Annotated in this window: 19 protein-coding genes and 2 pseudogenes; 5 read left to right on the top strand and 16 right to left on the bottom strand. The window is 42.5% G+C overall.

Translation table 11 applies throughout. The annotated features are described in order from the left end of the window. Positions 1-131: 131 nt before the first annotated feature. A pseudogene (locus F6K57_RS20600) lies at positions 132-518 on the top strand (transposase); the annotation flags it as partial. A 110-nt stretch (positions 519-628) separates the two neighbouring features. On the opposite strand, the gene F6K57_RS20595 reads toward F6K57_RS20600, so the two are convergent. From F6K57_RS20595 to tnpA, 6 genes and pseudogenes are all read right to left on the bottom strand, one after another. Continuing rightward, entirely contained in the window at positions 629-874 is a 246-nt protein-coding gene (locus F6K57_RS20595; protein WP_293070336.1) for a hypothetical protein, read from the bottom strand. 21 nt (positions 875-895) lie between these two features. Continuing rightward, positions 896-1,795, bottom strand: coding sequence for a mechanosensitive ion channel domain-containing protein (locus F6K57_RS20590; RefSeq protein WP_293070334.1), 900 nt, complete (start codon positions 1,793-1,795; stop codon positions 896-898). A gap of 1,076 nt (positions 1,796-2,871) precedes the next feature. Beyond that, positions 2,872-3,798, bottom strand: coding sequence for a hypothetical protein (locus tag F6K57_RS20585; protein WP_293070332.1), 927 nt, complete (start codon positions 3,796-3,798; stop codon positions 2,872-2,874). A gap of 46 nt (positions 3,799-3,844) precedes the next feature. Further along, positions 3,845-4,417 (bottom strand): hypothetical protein, encoded by a 573-nt coding sequence (locus F6K57_RS20580; RefSeq protein ID WP_293070331.1) that lies wholly within the window; start codon positions 4,415-4,417, stop codon positions 3,845-3,847. Positions 4,418-4,713: 296 nt separating this feature from the next. Beyond that, positions 4,714-5,190, bottom strand: a complete 477-nt coding sequence (locus F6K57_RS20575) for a hypothetical protein (RefSeq protein ID WP_293070330.1) — start codon at positions 5,188-5,190, stop codon at positions 4,714-4,716. Positions 5,191-5,368: 178 nt separating this feature from the next. After that, positions 5,369-5,928 (bottom strand): annotated as a pseudogene (gene tnpA, locus F6K57_RS20570) (IS200/IS605 family transposase). On the opposite strand from tnpA, the gene F6K57_RS20565 reads away from it, so the two are divergent. Beyond that, on the top strand, positions 5,842-7,101 hold the full coding sequence (locus F6K57_RS20565; protein WP_293070329.1) for a transposase: 1,260 nt from the start codon (positions 5,842-5,844) through the stop codon (positions 7,099-7,101). The pseudogene tnpA and the gene F6K57_RS20565 sit on opposite strands and share 87 nt — an antisense overlap. Here F6K57_RS20565 and F6K57_RS20560 read toward each other — a convergent pair. From F6K57_RS20560 to F6K57_RS20540, 5 genes are all read right to left on the bottom strand, one after another. Next, entirely contained in the window at positions 7,089-7,961 is an 873-nt protein-coding gene (locus F6K57_RS20560; protein WP_293070327.1) for a hypothetical protein, read from the bottom strand. The two genes, F6K57_RS20565 and F6K57_RS20560, sit on opposite strands and share 13 nt — an antisense overlap. A gap of 225 nt (positions 7,962-8,186) precedes the next feature. Beyond that, on the bottom strand, positions 8,187-8,456 hold the full coding sequence (locus tag F6K57_RS20555) for a hypothetical protein (protein ID WP_293070325.1): 270 nt from the start codon (positions 8,454-8,456) through the stop codon (positions 8,187-8,189). Positions 8,457-8,537: 81 nt separating this feature from the next. Continuing rightward, complete coding sequence (gene rfbB / locus F6K57_RS20550) at positions 8,538-9,635, bottom strand: dTDP-glucose 4,6-dehydratase (RefSeq protein ID WP_293070323.1); 1,098 nt, start codon at positions 9,633-9,635, stop codon at positions 8,538-8,540. A 384-nt stretch (positions 9,636-10,019) separates the two neighbouring features. Continuing rightward, positions 10,020-11,093, bottom strand: coding sequence for a glucose-1-phosphate thymidylyltransferase (locus F6K57_RS20545; protein ID WP_293070321.1), 1,074 nt, complete (start codon positions 11,091-11,093; stop codon positions 10,020-10,022). Between the two features lie 50 nt (positions 11,094-11,143). Further along, a complete protein-coding gene (locus F6K57_RS20540; protein WP_293018436.1) occupies positions 11,144-11,305 on the bottom strand; it encodes a hypothetical protein in 162 nt (53 codons plus the stop codon). Between the two features lie 63 nt (positions 11,306-11,368). Here F6K57_RS20540 and F6K57_RS20535 point away from each other — a divergent pair, with 63 nt between their 5' ends. Next, the gene (locus tag F6K57_RS20535; protein ID WP_293070319.1) at positions 11,369-11,617 is read left to right on the top strand and encodes a hypothetical protein; all 249 of its coding nucleotides are present in this window, start codon (positions 11,369-11,371) and stop codon (positions 11,615-11,617) included. Here the strand turns inward: F6K57_RS20535 and rfbD are convergent. The 5 genes from rfbD to F6K57_RS20510 all read right to left on the bottom strand — a co-directional run bounded on the left by rfbD (position 11,602) and on the right by F6K57_RS20510 (position 15,058). Continuing rightward, on the bottom strand, positions 11,602-12,492 hold the full coding sequence (gene rfbD, locus F6K57_RS20530; RefSeq protein ID WP_293070317.1) for a dTDP-4-dehydrorhamnose reductase: 891 nt from the start codon (positions 12,490-12,492) through the stop codon (positions 11,602-11,604). The two genes, F6K57_RS20535 and rfbD, sit on opposite strands and share 16 nt — an antisense overlap. Then, positions 12,492-13,034: a dTDP-4-dehydrorhamnose 3,5-epimerase gene (gene rfbC / locus F6K57_RS20525; protein WP_293070315.1), complete on the bottom strand. Its 543-nt coding sequence runs from the start codon at positions 13,032-13,034 to the stop codon at positions 12,492-12,494. Before rfbC ends, rfbD begins: the two co-directional genes overlap by 1 nt. Before the next feature lie 398 nt (positions 13,035-13,432). Continuing rightward, a complete protein-coding gene (locus tag F6K57_RS20520; protein WP_293070342.1) occupies positions 13,433-14,080 on the bottom strand; it encodes an alpha/beta hydrolase in 648 nt (215 codons plus the stop codon). 118 nt (positions 14,081-14,198) lie between these two features. Continuing rightward, positions 14,199-14,603 (bottom strand): hypothetical protein, encoded by a 405-nt coding sequence (locus tag F6K57_RS20515; protein WP_293070313.1) that lies wholly within the window; start codon positions 14,601-14,603, stop codon positions 14,199-14,201. 197 nt (positions 14,604-14,800) lie between these two features. Further along, positions 14,801-15,058 (bottom strand): hypothetical protein, encoded by a 258-nt coding sequence (locus F6K57_RS20510; protein ID WP_293044942.1) that lies wholly within the window; start codon positions 15,056-15,058, stop codon positions 14,801-14,803. Between the two features lie 38 nt (positions 15,059-15,096). Here F6K57_RS20510 and F6K57_RS20505 point away from each other — a divergent pair, with 38 nt between their 5' ends. Together F6K57_RS20505 and F6K57_RS20500 are read left to right on the top strand one after the other, a co-directional pair. After that, positions 15,097-16,617, top strand: coding sequence for a hypothetical protein (locus F6K57_RS20505; RefSeq protein WP_293070311.1), 1,521 nt, complete (start codon positions 15,097-15,099; stop codon positions 16,615-16,617). Further along, on the top strand, positions 16,610-17,782 hold the full coding sequence (locus tag F6K57_RS20500) for a DUF1822 family protein (protein WP_293070309.1): 1,173 nt from the start codon (positions 16,610-16,612) through the stop codon (positions 17,780-17,782). Before F6K57_RS20505 ends, F6K57_RS20500 begins: the two co-directional genes overlap by 8 nt. The last annotated feature ends 39 nt before the right edge of the window (positions 17,783-17,821 follow it).

Here is a 17,821-nt window from a genome sequence, read left to right as displayed (position 1 = left end):
GCCACCAACAGATACATTGGAGCACTCCGAAAGGAAAGGATATCTAGGAGCCGTGTGAGGTTAAAGCTTCATGCACGGTTCTGAAGGAGAGGTGCTCCCCTTAATAGGGGACATCGACTCTAACAAAGGGATTACTGGATGAACATGATCTAGTAGCTCATGAGAAGCTAAATATTAAAGGTCTGGCTAAGACCAAATTGGCTAAATCTATATTAGATGCTGGGTGGGGTCAATTCCTCTCAATCTTGTCAGTCAAAGCCGAAAATGCTGGACTGGCAACGAAAGCAGTGAATCCCCGAAACACTAGCCAAAACTGTTCCAATTGTGGAACAAAAGTCCCTAAAGAATTAAAAGACCGCATCCATTCTTGTCCTCACTGTGGTTTTACAGCAGATCGTGATGTGAATGCGGCAATAAACATTTTAAATTTGGCGGTGGGGCGTCCCGTCAGGAGTAAAGCTTGCCGAGTAACCGAAGGGGTACCTGGTGTTGGCAAGAAGCCCGCGTTGTCCCGTTAGGGCAACGTCGGGAGTACGTCACCATCATAGCTAAGGCTGATAGCTGACGGCTGACGGCTGTTCGCCTAGCGTGAGCTTTTAGCTGACGGCTGACGGCTGACGGCTGAACACTAAATTATCATAGCCACACTGGGAGAGCCATTCTGCTTCAGCTGTTTGTAGTCTTGAAGTTGCTTTTCCAGCTCAACATGCAGGTGATCAATTTCCTCTTTTTCCAGGATTTGTAATAGGGCTAGATTCAAGTTTTGCTGGGCAGCAAAGTAGAGGTTGGGATCAATCACAAATACCCTAACTATAATCACACGAGCATTCTCTTCAATGTGGGAAAATAAAACTAATAGTTTCTGCTTGTGCAAGCCATCGATAGACGGAATTTTTTATTCAATAGCCTGACAAATTCGGCTAGTTTGCTCAGCCGAAATCCCATCAACTTTCAGAGTTAAATTTATGCCCCACTCAAAGGTATCGCCAGTCTTCTGGGACCAATTTTCCACAACGCCAGCAATCATTTTAGAATTGGGAACTTTTTTGATAGAACCCCACTCAGTCAGACGAAGCTGTGTACTTCTCAGACCAATACTGACGATCTGAACAAAACCATTTACGCCGTCCACTCCTACCCAGTCACCGGGTTTATAGAGACCATCAGCGTAGATAATCACCGTACAAAACCAGTCATAGATAATATCTTTCAATAACAAACCTAAGGCGACACCTGCGCCACCGACTAGACCGATCAGTGCACCGGCAGATGCCCCCAACAAAATCTCACTTGCTTTAATCACAGCAATCAGGATTGCTGCTGTCTGAAAAAGCCTTGGGAAGTAGGGGACGAACAAATCGTCCAGTTCAGTTTCAGTGTGTGCCGCCAATCCGGCTAGCAGCTCCCCCAGTAGTGGAGCAGCACGGTAAAGAATATAGGTGACAATGAACAGAGCGCTGACAAAGAGAATCTCGGGGATTTTCTGATTCTGTTCAGGACTAAGATGGGTTGCCACAACACTATTTACTAGCCATAGTCCAGCCAGCCAAATTAGCCAGCCTAATGGTGCTCTAAGAATCTTAATAAACTCATCGTCTAGGGTGCTTTCTGTAGCGCTAGTCAGACGCTCGATTCTGTCAATGATTATGGCAGTGAACAAACCTCGACATATGTGGGTGAGGAGGAGGATGACCACCACCATAAGTATCTTGGAAACAGGGATGTTGGCGAGCTGGAAGTCGGAATCAAATATCCTTTCTTTGATTAGGTTGATTGTAGTATTAAGGTTTTCCATAGTTTTGACTAAAATAGAACAGCAGAGAGCTCCATCTGCCTAGTTGCACTGGTTCTTAAACTTAGATATTGCACTAGGACAAAACTAGTTAATAATAGGTAAAGTTGGCTGGAATAGCAGGTGAGTTAAAGACTAGTTATTAGTTACAGCGGTTTGCACTTCAGTTAGGTACAAAGTTTTGGGTTTGTAGGGAGCAGGGAGCAGGGAGCAGGGAGTAGGGAAGAGGGAAGATGAGAAACAATGTGTACCTGATAGTTATGCAAACCGCAGTACTGTGTTTAGCTAATAACTAGTCGAGGTTTTATCAATGTAGATAATAATTTGTGTTCCATGAATCTTAACTAAGAAGTTATTAGCTTTTAGTTAAAGGTAAGACATCTCAGTATAATCTAAAAAACTCAACACCAACTATAGTAATAATACTGTAGTAATAATACTGATCATAAATGTATTATCAATTAACGTAGTAATTGCTTAAGTAAGAGGACTTATAAACTATGATTCAAGGAATCAAGAATCCAGCTATAGCAAAGGGAACAGGGAAAAAGAACAGGAAACAGGGAACAGGGAGTAGGGAGTAGGGAATAGGGAATAAAAATTATCACAATTTGTACAGGGATTGCTAGACTGAAATAAGTAATGATTTACCTCTTAACTATTCAAAATATAACACCATCAAATAACCGTTCGAATCTTCATAGTTTTAACCTGAAATTAAGTAATTAATATTTCAAATAACTCTTAGTAGTTAGTACTTAATTATTGTCTCGACTATCAGTTTAGATCTAACTCAGCTAAAATTTATCAAATTCAAGGCAAACTAACTAAAACTTTAACTATATCAAAATTAGATAAAAAAAAATCTGATGATAGAAAATTCGATAGTTTATCCCTTTCCCCAAAAGGGAACAGGGAACAGGGAAAAGGGAACAGGGAAAGAAAGGTTGTTGTGGGAGATATGGGAGGTATGGGAGGTGTATAAAAATAGGAAAAAGTGCCCTTGTGGAGGCTACCACAAGGACCAAGATAGCGTTATGGAAATTCCTAAACTATGGCGCTTTAAACAGAAATCAATTCTACAGACCCAAAAGGTAAGAACCAGCAGCAGCGCCTAACCAACCTGCCACCTTAAGGATGATAGGCTTGGCTTTGTCCCAGATGTTTTTACCCGCATCAACCGTCTTACTCGCTGTTTCGAGAGTTTCTGCTACACTCTCTAGGTTGGCGAGTGCTGTTTCCTTCTTCGGTTCTTCTTTTTCCGTCGCTTTTTTGGCAGCACCAAGATACATGGTTGCCTCTTCTTTGGTATCTTCTGGCAGTTCTGCTCCTCGAACCAGCTTGTCGAGTTTTGCTAACAACTCAATAACCTGCTCTTTGGTTAGCTGTTCTTCGGTTGATCCAGCACCTTGACCTTGGATTATTTGAGTGTTATTGTCACCTTGCAGATTGTTGTCACCTTGTTGGTTGTGGATATCACCACCGACAGAACCACTTACAGAAAATCCACCGGGATTGTTAGTCATAGTACCTACCTCTTTAACATTTGTGTGTGTATAAAAACTCGGACGCTGTAGCGCTGTTTCTACCTGTCTAATTAAAAGATTAATTAAATTATCTTTTTCTTGAATCAAACCTAGCAAAGCATCTTGAGATAAAGATTTAAGTTCTTGTTTCGGTTGAAGGTTTTCCTTTGGCTTCCAGGTGCTACTCAGAGATTGCTCCCTCAACTTTGACTGCTCGCTCCATGGAAGCGATTGGATAGTTTGCTTGATAGTTCTAAAGAATTCGACAATAGCTTTTTCTCTTTGATAGTTTGAAAGTCCAGAATACTCAAAACTTCTGGGAATTGAATAGGGAATAGTGTGATCTCTGAGAAACTGTTCAAAGCTAGCAAAAGCAATGAGATGTTGTTCGTAGGAAAGACTCCTCCTTTTTTCTAAAAAGCGATCGCATAACTTAATTATTGATTGCGCTATGCACTTTGTCTGGTAAATTTTGGACAAAGTACCTTGTAAATTCTTCGTTTTTCATCCCTTATCTCTAATCAGGTCAACTTCCTTTTTTTAAAATATCCAAGATTTTACGAGATAGTTCCATTCCTGTTAAAAAATCTAAATTACCCGAAAACTTGAAAGTTTCTACTTTACTCGCTAAGTTGTCTGGCAGATCACCGACTTCATAGATCAGGATAGTTCGGTCATAAAAAAGAGTCATGCAAGTTGCTAAATCCATATAAGCTATAGGATTGAATTGTTCAGATTGTTCTTCTTTTGGTAGACAAATTATCGCGCTATAACAAGACTTAATTTCATGAATTCTCGTACTAACTGTTTCTAAGCTATTAGACTGCCTACGAGCTATATGTTCTAAGTTAACCATCTCAGCATCTAGTGCGCCTAAAGTAGCGAATATAGTCTCAATTTGCCTAAAAACTTCCTCACTGTAATAGGATACAAATATTTTCTGAGGTTTATTCTTAGTAGGATTTTTTTGCATATTACCTAGGTTTGGTGGTCTTGTTTCTGGTGTCGTATTTTCTTCAATATACCTAATACAGATTAACAAGATTTCTTTCCCCTTTTCAAAATCATCCGAGTTTACTGGCTTTTTTTTGACATCCAAGATGTCTATCCCTTGGCGAAACGGTTCATCTATCCGTTGATATGGAAATTCATTTGATGCTTTCTTTACTAAAGGTTTTAACTTTTCTTATATAAATTCCTTAAACTTACTTGTCCAGGACTGCCAGTATCCTGTTTTGGAATGTTTATTCGCAAAGTTATCGTAATTAAAATTTTCTAGTTCTGACTTTAGTTCCTTAGCTTTTACGTTCATTTCGTTTTTATTCATTTTTATTCCTTCTTCTCCAAGGATAGATAAGCTCTTTCAGCGTGCTCCTGCCAATCTAGTCCATAATTTTATTTCTCAGGGGATACTCTGATTCCGAATCTATAATCCAATCCTTTTAACACCAATAATACTACGATGAATGACCAGAAAGGGATTAGAAATGAACCTAATAATTGCTTACCTAAATGAATCTTCTCGCCTTGGGCAAAGAAACCAGTAGCTAATCCTCCCCAAATACCGCAAAAGCAATGTACGGGAATAGCACCAACAGCATCATCCATTTTATTGTGGCTCAACAAATCAACACCCAAAATCACAATTACCCCAGAAACTATTCCTATGAATAAAGATTCAAGTGGCTCAACTACATCAGAGGAAGCTGTTATTCCTACCAGACCCCCCAAGATGCCGTTGAGGATAGTTGAGAGGTCAACTTTGCGAGGTTTCTTGATCCACCTCCAGGCTATGACAGCCAAGGCGCTAGCACAGCCAGCGAGACTTGTGTTTAATACAATCTTCCCTACAGAGTCTGGTGAAAAATCCAACTAAACAGGTAAGGGGTCTCCCGTTATACCCGCGCATGTTAGCGGGTTTGTTCGCGAAGCGTCGGCTACGCCGAAGTTACCGTAAGATAGGGTCGCCTTATTAAAAAAGATTTAACCCTTTTCTGCATAGTCTGCTAACTATAAAGGCGACCCTATCTAAGGTTTCGTCTCCGGGGAATTACCTGACGGGGTATTCTGGCCCGTGGACATAACTCTTTAGTTGCTCAATCGTTACGCCGCCACAAGAGGCTACAAAATAATATCCTGTCGGTGAAAACCTTTTTGTCTGGTGTAAAACCGTTTTAAGTAATCAGAAAATCAGTAACGAATTAATCTACTAGTCACAGTCTTGATATTTGCTATTAGTTTAACTGGAGCGACTTTAGGGTTAAGGTCAACAAGTAAGTGAAGGTGATCTTTCTCTCCGTTAAATTCTACTAGGTTACAGTCCCATTTAACACAAGTGTCAGAGCAAATTTGCTTTAACCTGTTCGCGCAGCGGAGGCCGTAGGCCACATCAAAATTTGATCTGATATGACTTGTCATCTGTACTTTGTTACTAGTAGAATATTTACAGTAATACGATAGATACACCGGTTTTTTTTGTGTAGTTACCTTTCATAACTATGGGATAAATGCTACAATAAAACCATGATACTCACTTACTGCTACCGGTTCAAGCCAAGTCCTGAACAAATCGCCACTATGGAGTGGTGGCTTGAACTTCTGCGTCGTCATTGGAATTACGCTTTGGGACAACGACTGAATTGGCTTCATCGGACTCGATCTCCGATTGATAGATGTAGTTTAGTAAGTGAGCCGATTGGTGAAATTCCAGAACCGGTCAGCTATTACACCCAACAAGCAGCTCTCAAGGAAACGAAACGTTTGTTTCCTGAGTACAAAAAAATCTATGCAGAAACTCAACAGGTGAATCTACAACGCCTTAACAAGGCGTGGGATAGATGGCGGAAACCTGATGCTAGCGGTAAACGTGGAGGTAGACCTCGTTTCAAAAAGACTGGCGAACTTCGCTCGTTTGTTTTTCCTAGGGTAAATAGTTCTAAGGCTGGGGCACATTTAATTGACGGCGTTTTAAAACTAAGTCGAATTGGATCGATGCCCGTCATAATGCACCGACCATTACCTAGAGGTTTTACCCTTAAACAATGTACTATTGTTCGGAAGGCAGATGGTTGGTACTGTTGCCTTTCAATGAAAGATGATACAGTTCCTGAAATACTGCCTATAGATTCAGTTAAAACTGCTGTCGGTATTGACGTTGGCTTGGAAAAATTCTTAACCACATCTGACGGGGAAGCGGTATCTATTCCGAAGTTTTACAGAAAAGCTCAGGACAAGCTAGCTCAGGCGCAAAAAGTTATGTCCCGTCGTGTCAAGGGATCTAAAAACTGGAAAAAAGCCAAGCACAAAGTGGCTTTATTGCACCTTCATTTAACCCGTTGTCGAAAGGAGTTTCATTATCAGGTTGCTCATTGGTTGTGTAATAAGTACGACTTAATTGCTCACGAAGACTTAAACATCAAAGGACTTGCTCGAAGTAAGTTAGCCAAATCAATACATGATGCAGCTTGGGGTGCATTTCTGGAGATATTGCAAGCAGTGGCGGTCAAACGCGGCTTGTTAGTCCAAGAAGTCAACCCACGGGGGACAAGTATTGAGTGCTTTAATTGTGGTTCTAGGGTTGAAAAAAGTTTGAGTGAGCGTGTTCATTGTTGTTTATGTTGTCAAGTCAAAATTGACCGTGATTGGAACAGTGGTATTAATATCTTAAATCGTGGATTAATGGCGGTCGGACTGCCGCTCAATGGCTGTGGTAAATCAATACAGGATATTGAGGAACAGCAAGTCTCATACGTGAGTTTGAGAAGCCCACATCATAATCTTTGATTTGATGTGGGAGTAGTCACAGTACTACCTGCGTTAAAGCCATACCACCCAAGCCACAAAATAAAAGTTCCCATCGCAGCAAGGGGTAAACTGTGGGGCTTTAACTCACTTTGTTCTCTTGGGGATAGTTGACCTCCACCATCAAACCTTCCTTTTCTTGGACCTAAAATAATCACACAAGCCCAAGCAGCAGCTCCTCCAACAGAATGTACTACCAGAGAACCAGCAAAGTCATGGAATCCCAAGTCATCTAGCCAGCCACCACCCCACACCCAAGAGCCGCTGATGGGATAAACTAAGCCTGTAATAATAACTGTGAGTAAAAGATAGGCCAGGGGTTTGATGCGACCAGCAACAGCTCCGGAACAGATAGTTGCTGATGTGGCAGCAAAAGCAGCCTGAAAGAAAAAGTCTATGTAAACCGACAAGTGTTTAGCTCCTGCTCTGGGAAGCAAGTGGTTTAAAGCAAGATAGGAGCTACTTACTCTTAAAACTCCTTGGATACCTATTACGTTTGAGTCAGTACTAGTGGCAGGGTGGTACATTAGAGCATACCCAAACAGAAAAAATACTACTATCCCTAAACAGACACCAGCAACATTATTGAACAGTACGTTAACGGTGTTTTTGGCTGGGCTAAACCCTGCTTCTAGCAGGGCAAATCCTAGCTGCATGGCAAATACTAAAATTCCTGCTATCAGCACCCAAAGATTATTGATTAAATCTTCCGGTGATGTGATTGTATTTTCCGGGGATTCGTTCGTATAAGAGGTAGAAAATACAATTAAACGAATCAAGAATCCAGCTACTGCAATAATTAGGTATTTCGACCATTTCAGTTTAGTTAAGGGTTCTTTCATAATCATTGGGCTTTATCAACTGCTCTATACTTCACCGAATTGAAAAATGCTATATTTGGAAATGCTATCGATTTCTTGACTAAGGGAACACCATGAACTGACATATCGAATACCAATAGTTTTAACCTGGATGTAAGTAATTAAGAGTTTAATCAACTCTTGATAGTGATTGCTTAATTGTCTCGACTATCAGTTTAAATATAACTCAGATAAAATTTATAAATTTTAATAACAATTAACTAAATCTTTAACTAGATAAAGCTTGGATAAAAAAAAATATGATGAGAGAAAATTTGATAGTTTATCCCTTTCCCCAAAAGGGAACAGGGAACAGGGAATAGGGAATAGGGAACAGCGGCTCATAGCAACAGGTAACAGTAGGAAAGAACTTGAAGGATTTTTTGGTGTTATGAAAAAGCGATGCAGAGGTGCGACCCGTGGCGAATTTAATTCGCCTACGGAAAGCGCACCTAAGCGGTCTTGACCACACTGCATCGCTACTCCCTACTCCCTACTCCCTACTCCCTACTCCCTACTCCCTAAAACCTAGGACAAGGTACTCAAGCCTTAACCCTTCTAGGCATAAACTTTCTGATAATAAGCTTGATACTCTTGGGATAGCAATGGTTGCCACCAATCCCGGTTGCTTAGATACCACTCAATGGTTTTACGTAGTCCACCTGCTAAGGTTTCTGTTGGTACCCAATCCAGTTCAGTTTTAATTTTAGTGGCATCAATAGCATAGCGACGGTCATGGCCTGGGCGGTCTTTGACAAAGGTAATTAACTGTTGTGCTGGAGCGACCGGTAGATCAGGGGCTAATTCATTCATCAGCTCGCAAATCTGGTGAACTAGGTCAAGGTTTTTGACTTCGTTATTGCCACCAATGTTATAGGTTTCCCCTGCTTGACCTTTGTGAATCACCACATCTAAAGCACGGCAATGATCACCCACATAGAGCCAATCTCGAATATTTTGTCCATCCCCGTAGACCGGTAGAGATTTGCCCAACAGGATGTTGATGCACATCAGGGGAATTAATTTTTCTGGAAAATGATAGGGTCCATAGTTATTGGAGCAATTAGTGATAATAGTGGGGACCCCATAGGTATGGTAATAAGCCCGAGCAAGATGGTCACTGCCAGCTTTGGAAGCAGAATAAGGACTGTTGGGGGCATAGGGTGTGGTTTCACAGAAGGCTGGGTCATCAGCACTTAGACTGCCATACACTTCATCCGTGGAAACATGGAGGAAGCGATAATCCCTTGGTTGTCCTTGATTTTGCCATTTTTGCCGGAAGGACTCTAGTAGGGTAAAGGAACCGACTACATTGGTGCGGATAAAGGCATCGGGTCCTAAAATGGAGCGGTCAACGTGGGATTCAGCAGCAAAGTGGGCGACGGTGTCGATGTTTTCTTCCTGTAGCAGGCGGTCTACTAGAGTGCGATCGCATATGTCTCCCTGGACAAACCGCAAATTTGCTTTCTCTTCCAGACCAGCCAGATTCTGGCGGTTGCCAGCATAGGTCAGAGCATCCAGTACCACCACGCGATCGCCTGGGTACTGTTCACACCAGTGATGAACAAAATTCGAGCCAATAAATCCTGCACCACCTGTTACTAGTAATTGGCGAGGTTGTCTAGTAGTCAGGGATTTTTGTTCAGAAGAATTCATGATTAGTTTGAGTATGTCAGTACTTCAGTTGGTTATTATAAAAAATAGGCAAAAGGTTAAAGGTTAAAGGTTAAAGGTTAAAGGTTAAAGGTTAAAGGTTAAAGGCCATAAGTATTAAATAGGCAGGCAATATGCCAGCTATCAATAGGCTTTCATAAACAATAATTGACCCAAACAGCATCATCAAACTACCTTTTCAATAGAGAGGTCTAATTTTATCTATTAGTAATGTTTAACGAGGTATTGGTTAACCATTAAACCTTATCAGTCAACCTACCCTACGGTAACCCCAAGGGCAAACAACCTGATCAACTTAAACCTGATAACCTTAAACCTGATAACCTTAAACCTGATAACCTTCAACAGTTAACTCACAAACTGTACTTAAGTTAATTCAACTTGTGAGTCATCACCAATCATGAATCGTAATGCTTTTGGATGTTGGGGTGCAGCTTTAACTTTAGCTCTTTCTCCAATTAAACTATCAACAATTCGTTGATGAATACCCGTTAATTTAGCACCTTTTAGAATCACGCTATGCTCAATGTCAGCATCTACCAGAGTAGCTTTGTCAGCAATGCTAGTATATGGACCAATGAAGCAGTTTTCCAGATGGCAGTTTTCACCAATGGTAACTGGACCACGAATGGTACAATTAGTAATATAAGACCCCTTACCAATCTGTACCCGTCCGCTAATTCGACTTTCGGAGTCAATTTCACCATCAACAGCAGATTCTAGGCAAGTATCTAGAATAATCTGGTTAGCAGCTAACAAGTCATCTTTTTTACCAGTATCCAGCCACCAACCTTTGATTTGAAAAGCTTCTACATTTTTTTGCTGATCAATCAAGTATTGAATCGCATCGGTAATTTCCAGTTCCCCTCTAGCAGAAGGCTGGATGTTAGCAATTGCTTGATGGATAACAGGAGAAAATAGGTAAACACCTACCAGTGCTAGATTAGAAGGAGGAACTTTCGGTTTTTCTACTAGCTGCAACACTCGCCCAAATTCATCGACTTTGGCAACACCAAAAGCAGTAGGATTTTCTACCTCCCTTAGCAAAGTCAGAGCATCCAGATTTTTATTCTGGAAATTCTCTACAAATAAGTTCAGCTCACTTTGAACCAAGTTGTCTCCCAAGTACATTACAAAGGGAGAATCTCCCAGAAAGGGTTGGGCGACTTTAACGGCGTGGGCAAGTCCTAAGGGTTGGTCTTGGAGGATATAGGTAATGTTAGCTCCGAAGCGATCGCCATTTCCTGTTTTAGCCTTAACTTCTTCCCCAGTTTCAGGACTGATAATAATACCGATATCAGTAATACCAGCAGCGATAATCGCTTCAAGCCCATACCACAAAATTGGTTTATTAGCAACAGGTACTAACTGTTTGGCACCAGTATAAGTTAGGGGACGTAAACGAGTGCCTTTTCCCCCAGAAAGAATTAGTGCTTTCATAAGCTATATAAAATCCTCACTATAAAGTCTGAAATATGAAATATGAATTATTAAGGTTGAAGGTTAAAGGTTAGCAGGTTGAAGGTTGAAGGTTGTTTGGTTGAAGGTTGTTTGGTTGAAGGTTGTTCGCGTAGCGTGGCCTTTTGGCCAAGGTTGTTCGCGTAGCGTGGCCAAAGGCCAAGGTTAGCAGGTTGTTCGCGTAGCGTGGCCAAAGGCCAAGGTTAGCAGGTTGAACGCGATGGACGAAGTCCCGCTTTCAGCGATCGCGTGGCCTATTGGCCAAGGTTGAAGGTTTAAGGGTGAACTTGAACTATAGCGGTTTTCATAGTAATCAGGTACACAGGATTTTTTTCCAATTCCCGATTCCCGATTCCCGATTCCCGATTCCCGACTCCCGACTCCCTACTCCCGATTCCCGATTCCCTACTCCCTACTCCCTACTCCCTACTCCCTACTCCCTACTCCCTACTCCCTACTCCCTACTCCCTACTCCCTATGCTTATAGCAATTACCCAAGCTTGTGATAAAGTTCTGCTAACATTTGCCTCAAGGATTGACGCCAATGGGGCGGATAGGTTCCCAAGGTTTGGGATATTTTCTGGTTTGAGAGAACTGAGTAAGCTGGACGCTGAGCAGGAGTGGGGTATTCTGGGGTAGTAATTGGGACAACTCGCTGCAATTTTAAGGGGAAGCCCAGGAGTTTGGCTTCTTCAAAGATGGCAACGGCAAAGTCATACCAACTAGTGACACCACTGTTGGTGAAGTGATAGATTCCTCCTACCACTGGATTAGAATCCATTGCTTGCAAAAGTTGAGTAATGGTTACTGCTATATCCTTAGCCCAGGTAGGAGTACCCACTTGATCCGCTACCACCCGAAGCTCTTCTCGCTCAGCCCCCAGTCGTAACATGGTTTTAACAAAGTTGCCATGACCACGAGTACCGTAAACCCAAGCAGTCCTCAGGATGAGATTGCGATCGCATTTTTGCTCAACCCCTTCTTCCCCTTGCAGTTTCGACTTACCATAGGAACCGATGGGGTTAGGAGTGTCTTGCTCCGTGTAAGGAGTATTTTTTTTGCCATCGAACACATAGTCGGTGGAAATATGCAGCAGGATCGCCCCTAAATTCTGAGCTTCCTCTGCCATGATGGTCGGAGCAACAGCATTTATCGATTTAGCCAGTGCCAGTTCTGTCTCTGCTTTATCCACAGCCGTGTAAGCCGCTGCATTGACAATCACGTCAGGCTTAATCTGATGAATTACCTGACGAATACTCTCTGGCTCAGCTAAGTCCATATCCGAGCGCCCCACACCGATTACTTGGCCTAGGGGACTCAGAGTATCTTCCAACTCTTGACCCACTTGTCCAGTGATGCCAGTGAGTAAGATTTTTTTCATTAAAAAACCTCGGCTGTTTTGAAAGACTTACCCGCTTGATCTTTAGCCGACAGACTAGGAGAGTCGGTCAGAGGCCAATGAATGGCTAGGTCAGGGTCATTCCACAAAATAGTCCGCTCGTGATCAGGAGCGTAGAAGTCGGTAGTCTTATATAAAACTTCAGCGAATTCAGAGACCACCAGGAATCCGTGAGCGAATCCAGCCGGAATCCAGATTTGTTGTTTATTTTCTGCACTCAGCAAACAACTAACCCACTGTCCAAAGGTCGGGGAGCTTTTTCTGATATCCACTGCCACATCAAATACAGTCCCCAGTAAAACCCGCACCAATTTACCTTGGGGCTGTTGAATCTGGTAGTGTAATCCTCGAAGCACTCCTTGGGCTGAACGGGAATAGTTATCCTGGACAAACTCAGCGGTGATCCCAGCTTTATCTGCTAGAACTCTTTTGTTGTAGCTTTCAAAGAAAAAACCACGGTCATCACCAAAGACGCGGGGTTCAATAATTAAGACTTCTGGTATTTTGGTTTCAATAACATTCATAGAGTTCTCTGGTGGATTAGCGAAGCGCGTTAAAGTGACCAACTACTCATCAAGTTTGTGTTATCTACACTGAAAGAATTTCAAGATTTTGTAAACTTTTTGTGAAATATATCAGTTTCACACTTTACACCCTAGTCGTCTGTTAATTGAAAACAAACAAGATTGATAGGGGAGTAATTATAGTAGTCTGCACTCAATTAGACTACACCTAGTTGTGTAGAAAGGGAGGGATGGCAAGATGGGGAAGATGGCTCTAGGCTTAATCTGACAAACTTTTGTATTCTACTGAGTTTCTAATTGTTATCAGGATTTCGGAATCGAAAAAATTAAATTAACTAAAAGTCCTTGACCTTGGCCTATTGGCCACGCTACGCGAACGGTCACGCTACGCGAACAGATTACCGATTAGCCATTACTTCAAGAACAAAATTACGAAATAGCACTACTACCTCTGGGATGATTTGATGTCCCATGTCAAATTCTTGATACTTGACCTGTATCCCTAAACCAGTTAAAGTATCTCTAGCATTGTGAGCAGCCATTAACGGTACAACCTCGTCTTGTCTGCCATGAACTATCAAAATCGGTGGTAACGATGAGCTTGTAGGAAGTTGGGGTTCGCTATGTAAATAGCCACTCATGGATACTAAGCCTGCTATTGGCAAGGCTAACCCTACATCTAATGTCATGGCTCCGCCTTGAGAAAATCCACTCAGAATGGTGCGGGATAGGGGCACGCCAGTGCTCACTTCGTTCGCGTAGCGTGGCCTTTTGGCCAGGGATTCGAGCCAATCAATCAGCTTCTGTCTGCTTTCGGTTAAGCCTTGATAGCCGGGGACATTCAGATCATACCACATTTTCCCCCCAGGTACAGCAGGATGGTCAAAGGGAGCTTCAGCAAATAGAAACTGATAGTCTGGTAAGTTTAGCGCCTTAGCCAAAGATACCAAATCTTCGGAGTTGGCTCCAAAGCCGTGTAAGCAGACAATTAATCCAGTTGGTGGTTGATTGTTGGTAGGGGCAACGTTAATATACTTCAGTGACAACGAATTATCTCCAGAATCAGAGTAGATGATCTCTTGAGAATTGTAAGCTTTTCGGCAACCAGTTGATAACAGAGTTATTCCCAGAGCTCCTAAACTTTGGAATAGAAATTTTCGTCGCTTAAATGGATTGAGTTTCACAATTAATAGGTTTTTGAACGCGATCGCGTGGCCTATTGGCCAAGGTTGGGAGGTTGTTCGCGAAGCGTGGCCTATTGGCCAAGGTTGGCAGGTTTGAGGTTGGCAGGTTGTTCGCGAAGCGTGGCCTATTGGCCAAGGTTGGCAGGTTGTTCGCGAAGCGTGGCCTATTGGCCAAGGTTGGGAGTTTGTTCGCGAAGCGTGGCCTATTGGCCAAGGTTGGGAGGTTGTTCGCGAAGCGTGGCCTATTGGCCAAGGTTGGGAGGTTGTTCGCGAAGCGTGGCCTATTGGCCAAGGTTGGGAGGTTGTTCGCGAAGCGTGGCCTATTGGCCAAGGTTGGCAGGTTTGAGGTTGGCAGGTTGTTCGCGAAGCGTGGCCTATTGGCCAAGGTTGGGAGGTTGAAGGGTTGAAGGTTGAACGTGATCGCGTGGCCTATTGGCCAAGGTTGAGGGGTGAAGGTTGAAGGGTTGAACGTGATCGCGTGGCCTATTGGCCAAGGTTGGAGGTTGAAGGGTTGGAGGTGGTTTTTGTCCAGGCGTCCGTTGTAGGGTAGGTTGGAGTTTGATGATTGACGGTGAGGGAATCTCAAATTCTAGCAGTCGCCAGGGCAGGCGCGGACATGACAAAAGTCTCAAACCTAAGTAAGCGCAAGAGTTTGACTTCTGACTTCTGACTTCTGACTTTTGACTTCTGACTTCTGACTTCTGACTTCTGACTTCTGACTTCTGACTTCTGACTTCTGACTTCTGCTATAACATTACTGATTACACTCAATCGTTCCACCATTGACCAACCCCTTGCTTGTTGCTTTTGCTTGAGAAAACTGCACAGGTTAAATAGCATGACATCTATATACTAGTGGAGTGCTGTCTCAATCGGTTATGGATGCATCTAGATACTCGACAATTCGGGTATTTGACCCAGCCAATAACGAAGAAGGCTACAAAGTCTGCCATCAACAGCAAGCACAGGAGTTTTTTGAACAAACACTCCTGGGATTACATCCAAAGGAAAGATTATCAGCTCAGTGGGAGCGAGATATCCAGGATTTACTGCTATCCTGGTTTCGCCCTGAGCTATCTACTGTTGATCCTACATGCCAGGCGTTAGCTGGACTTTGTCTTCGGTGCTATGTTTCTTCCTCGATCCTAAAGGCTTGTAAAACACTAGCGAGTCAGTTTTGCCTTGACTATCGGTTAACTTACCGTGAGCTGCTATCCTATGTACTCAATGATGATGGCAAAACTCCGATTATTCTCGATAGTGATGGCAAAGCTCAACTGGTTGTTAATAAGCAAGGTGACATTGAACCTGGACTTGGTCAGTTTTTTACGATTGATGTCTTGGCAAGCTATCGTCTGAACTCATCAGCTCGCCTCAGTTTGGACAATTGGGCATATCTTAAAACCAAACAACATCCTGAGATCAAACGTTGCTTAGCTGAACAGGGATTGCCCTTGTCCAGTAACTGGTCACTGTTGGGACGAGTTAAACTCAGACATCTTGAACAGCTCTATCCACGCGATCGCAAACTAGTTGAAACGTTCCATACTGTCTATTCTCAAGACAGACAACAGCAACGGCGCAATAGAGTTAACCATAGAGTTAAGCATAGAGTCAACCATAGAGTTAACCAATGCCTTGAGCCTAGGGATGACCAACTCCAAGACATGCTCCACCTGTTGCCAGAACGTGGTGTTATAATCAATTCCACCAAAGAGCTTCACAAAGAACTAACCAGGATAGCCAAGGGTCTGCAAGAGGAGGAGATTTGGAGCCGCAGAGGAAGTCCGATCTGGGAACCTCTAGAAGCACGGGATCCAGAAACTGGCGAGTATGTCCCGAAAGAATTACCTGATCTAAACTCTATTAATACCATAGATCATTTAGGACAATCTGAATTGCAGGATTTTCTTGAACAGGGACTGATTGAGGTTTTAGATCACGCTATAGCGCAAGCGTTGGCTGAGCACATTGCCTCTTTAGAGCAAAAGCGCCGTTACGCTTGTTTTGCTTCAAAGGTTATCCCAGGTTTCCGATTCCTTTACTGTGAGGGTAAGTCTCTTAAAGAGATAGCAACCCTTTTGAATATGACCAATCATTCCCAAGCCAGCCGAGTCTTGGCACCAGGGAAACTGCTGAATCGCGTTCAGTATCTGAGTGTAGAAAATTTTTTCCAGCTTATCTCAACAACTACTAAAGGATTAGCTCTGGAAAAAAATGCCACAAAGCTCGATTATTTGAGTAACCTGATGCAGGAATTCGAGGCTTTCTTGAACACACAATTTTTTCAAGAAGCGGTAGCCGAACTGAGTACTTCTAAAACCCGTTCAATGACTAGTTTATATGCTCAGCGACTGTGCCGATATCTAGATGAACACAAGGATAAAACTAATGAATAATGCTAGGATAGATTCCAGGGATATAACCCTTTCAACTCTAGAAGTATTTTGGCTCGAACCTGAAGACTTTGACCAAGCGAAAAAGATTAGTAAAAAATTGAATAATGAGGCAAACCATTGGCAAAATTATCTAAATGGTTTAGCGTTATTTGGGTTTGAAAGATGGTTAGAAGAACGGGTTGATAAGCTACAAATTAATAATGATAAATGTTCGGTGTTTCAACCAGACTATGCTAATCTGATTGAAACGGTATGTAATTTGAGAGTTGGGGATTTTAATCTGTGTATACTTGTCACGGAAAATCTCCTAGAGCCAGGGGTTAATGTTCCAATAGCTGCTGTTGAATTACCAGAAATTGCCGCTCATTTCTATATCATAATTGAGGTTAAAGAAACCCAAGAACACGGTATTATTAGAGGTTTTTTACGTCACGACGAGTTGGTTAAATATCGCGAATCAGCTAACTTACCACAAGGTAACCGTAACTATAATTTACCTCTGTCTTTATTTGATGAGCAACCAAATCATTTACTGCACTACTTGCGTTGGTTAGATTCTCAAGAGATCACAATTCCAGTTGCTGATACTAAGCGTTCTGTTCAGGAAATCCTACCATTCTTTGCTGAAACAGCCATTAATACAGCAGAGTGGCTGCGAGGAGAAATGGATCAGTTAGCAAGCTGTTTATCTTGGCAACTGCTTCCTGACTATACTTTTTCTAAGCCATCGATGCGTCGGATTAGTCCAGTATCGGATGAACCGGACAGATATCGAGCGATCGCTAAAGAGTTGAGACGACAAAAAGGATTAATTGTTCCGGCTCATGCTCGTGGCTCTTACCAAACTGTTAATTTAAATGGCATTCTGTTCAAACTATGTGCTGTTACCTGGTTCATTTACCAGAAAGCACCAGAAGATACTCGAGAATGGGCATTGCTATTGCTAATCGAAGACTGTCTTGGTAATACACTTCCCCCTGGTATGAAGTTACGAATCAGTGAATTCACTGGTGTTGTCTCTGAAGCGGTATTGGTAAATGAACGTTATCTCCATGTTGCAGTAGCAGGTAGCTGGAACCAAAAATTTGTAGTAACCATTTCTTTAAGTAACGGAGCATCATTAACTCTACTTCCCTTTGCTTTTGAGCCTGATAAATGTTTATGATATTTTAATAGGGAGTAGGGAGTAGGGAGTAGGGAGTAG

Origin of the sequence: Moorena sp. SIO4A5, assembly GCF_010672005.1 — a bacterium.
Classification (GTDB): domain Bacteria; phylum Cyanobacteriota; class Cyanobacteriia; order Cyanobacteriales; family Coleofasciculaceae; genus Moorena.
This window is presented reverse-complemented; position numbering and strand designations above follow the sequence as displayed.

Coding starts and splice junctions, on each gene's coding strand:
- F6K57_RS20590 (WP_293070334.1), bottom strand. CDS start 1,795: ATGGAAAACCTTAATACTACAATCAACCTAATCAAAGAAAGGATATTT.
- F6K57_RS20565 (WP_293070329.1), top strand. CDS start 5,842: ATGATACTCACTTACTGCTACCGGTTCAAGCCAAGTCCTGAACAAATC.
- F6K57_RS20560 (WP_293070327.1), bottom strand. CDS start 7,961: ATGAAAGAACCCTTAACTAAACTGAAATGGTCGAAATACCTAATTATT.
- F6K57_RS20555 (WP_293070325.1), bottom strand. CDS start 8,456: ATGCAGTGTGGTCAAGACCGCTTAGGTGCGCTTTCCGTAGGCGAATTA.
- rfbB (WP_293070323.1), bottom strand. CDS start 9,635: ATGAATTCTTCTGAACAAAAATCCCTGACTACTAGACAACCTCGCCAA.
- F6K57_RS20545 (WP_293070321.1), bottom strand. CDS start 11,093: ATGAAAGCACTAATTCTTTCTGGGGGAAAAGGCACTCGTTTACGTCCC.
- rfbD (WP_293070317.1), bottom strand. CDS start 12,492: ATGAAAAAAATCTTACTCACTGGCATCACTGGACAAGTGGGTCAAGAG.
- rfbC (WP_293070315.1), bottom strand. CDS start 13,034: ATGAATGTTATTGAAACCAAAATACCAGAAGTCTTAATTATTGAACCC.
- F6K57_RS20510 (WP_293044942.1), bottom strand. CDS start 15,058: ATGCTATTTAACCTGTGCAGTTTTCTCAAGCAAAAGCAACAAGCAAGG.
- F6K57_RS20505 (WP_293070311.1), top strand. CDS start 15,097: ATGGATGCATCTAGATACTCGACAATTCGGGTATTTGACCCAGCCAAT.
- F6K57_RS20500 (WP_293070309.1), top strand. CDS start 16,610: ATGAATAATGCTAGGATAGATTCCAGGGATATAACCCTTTCAACTCTA.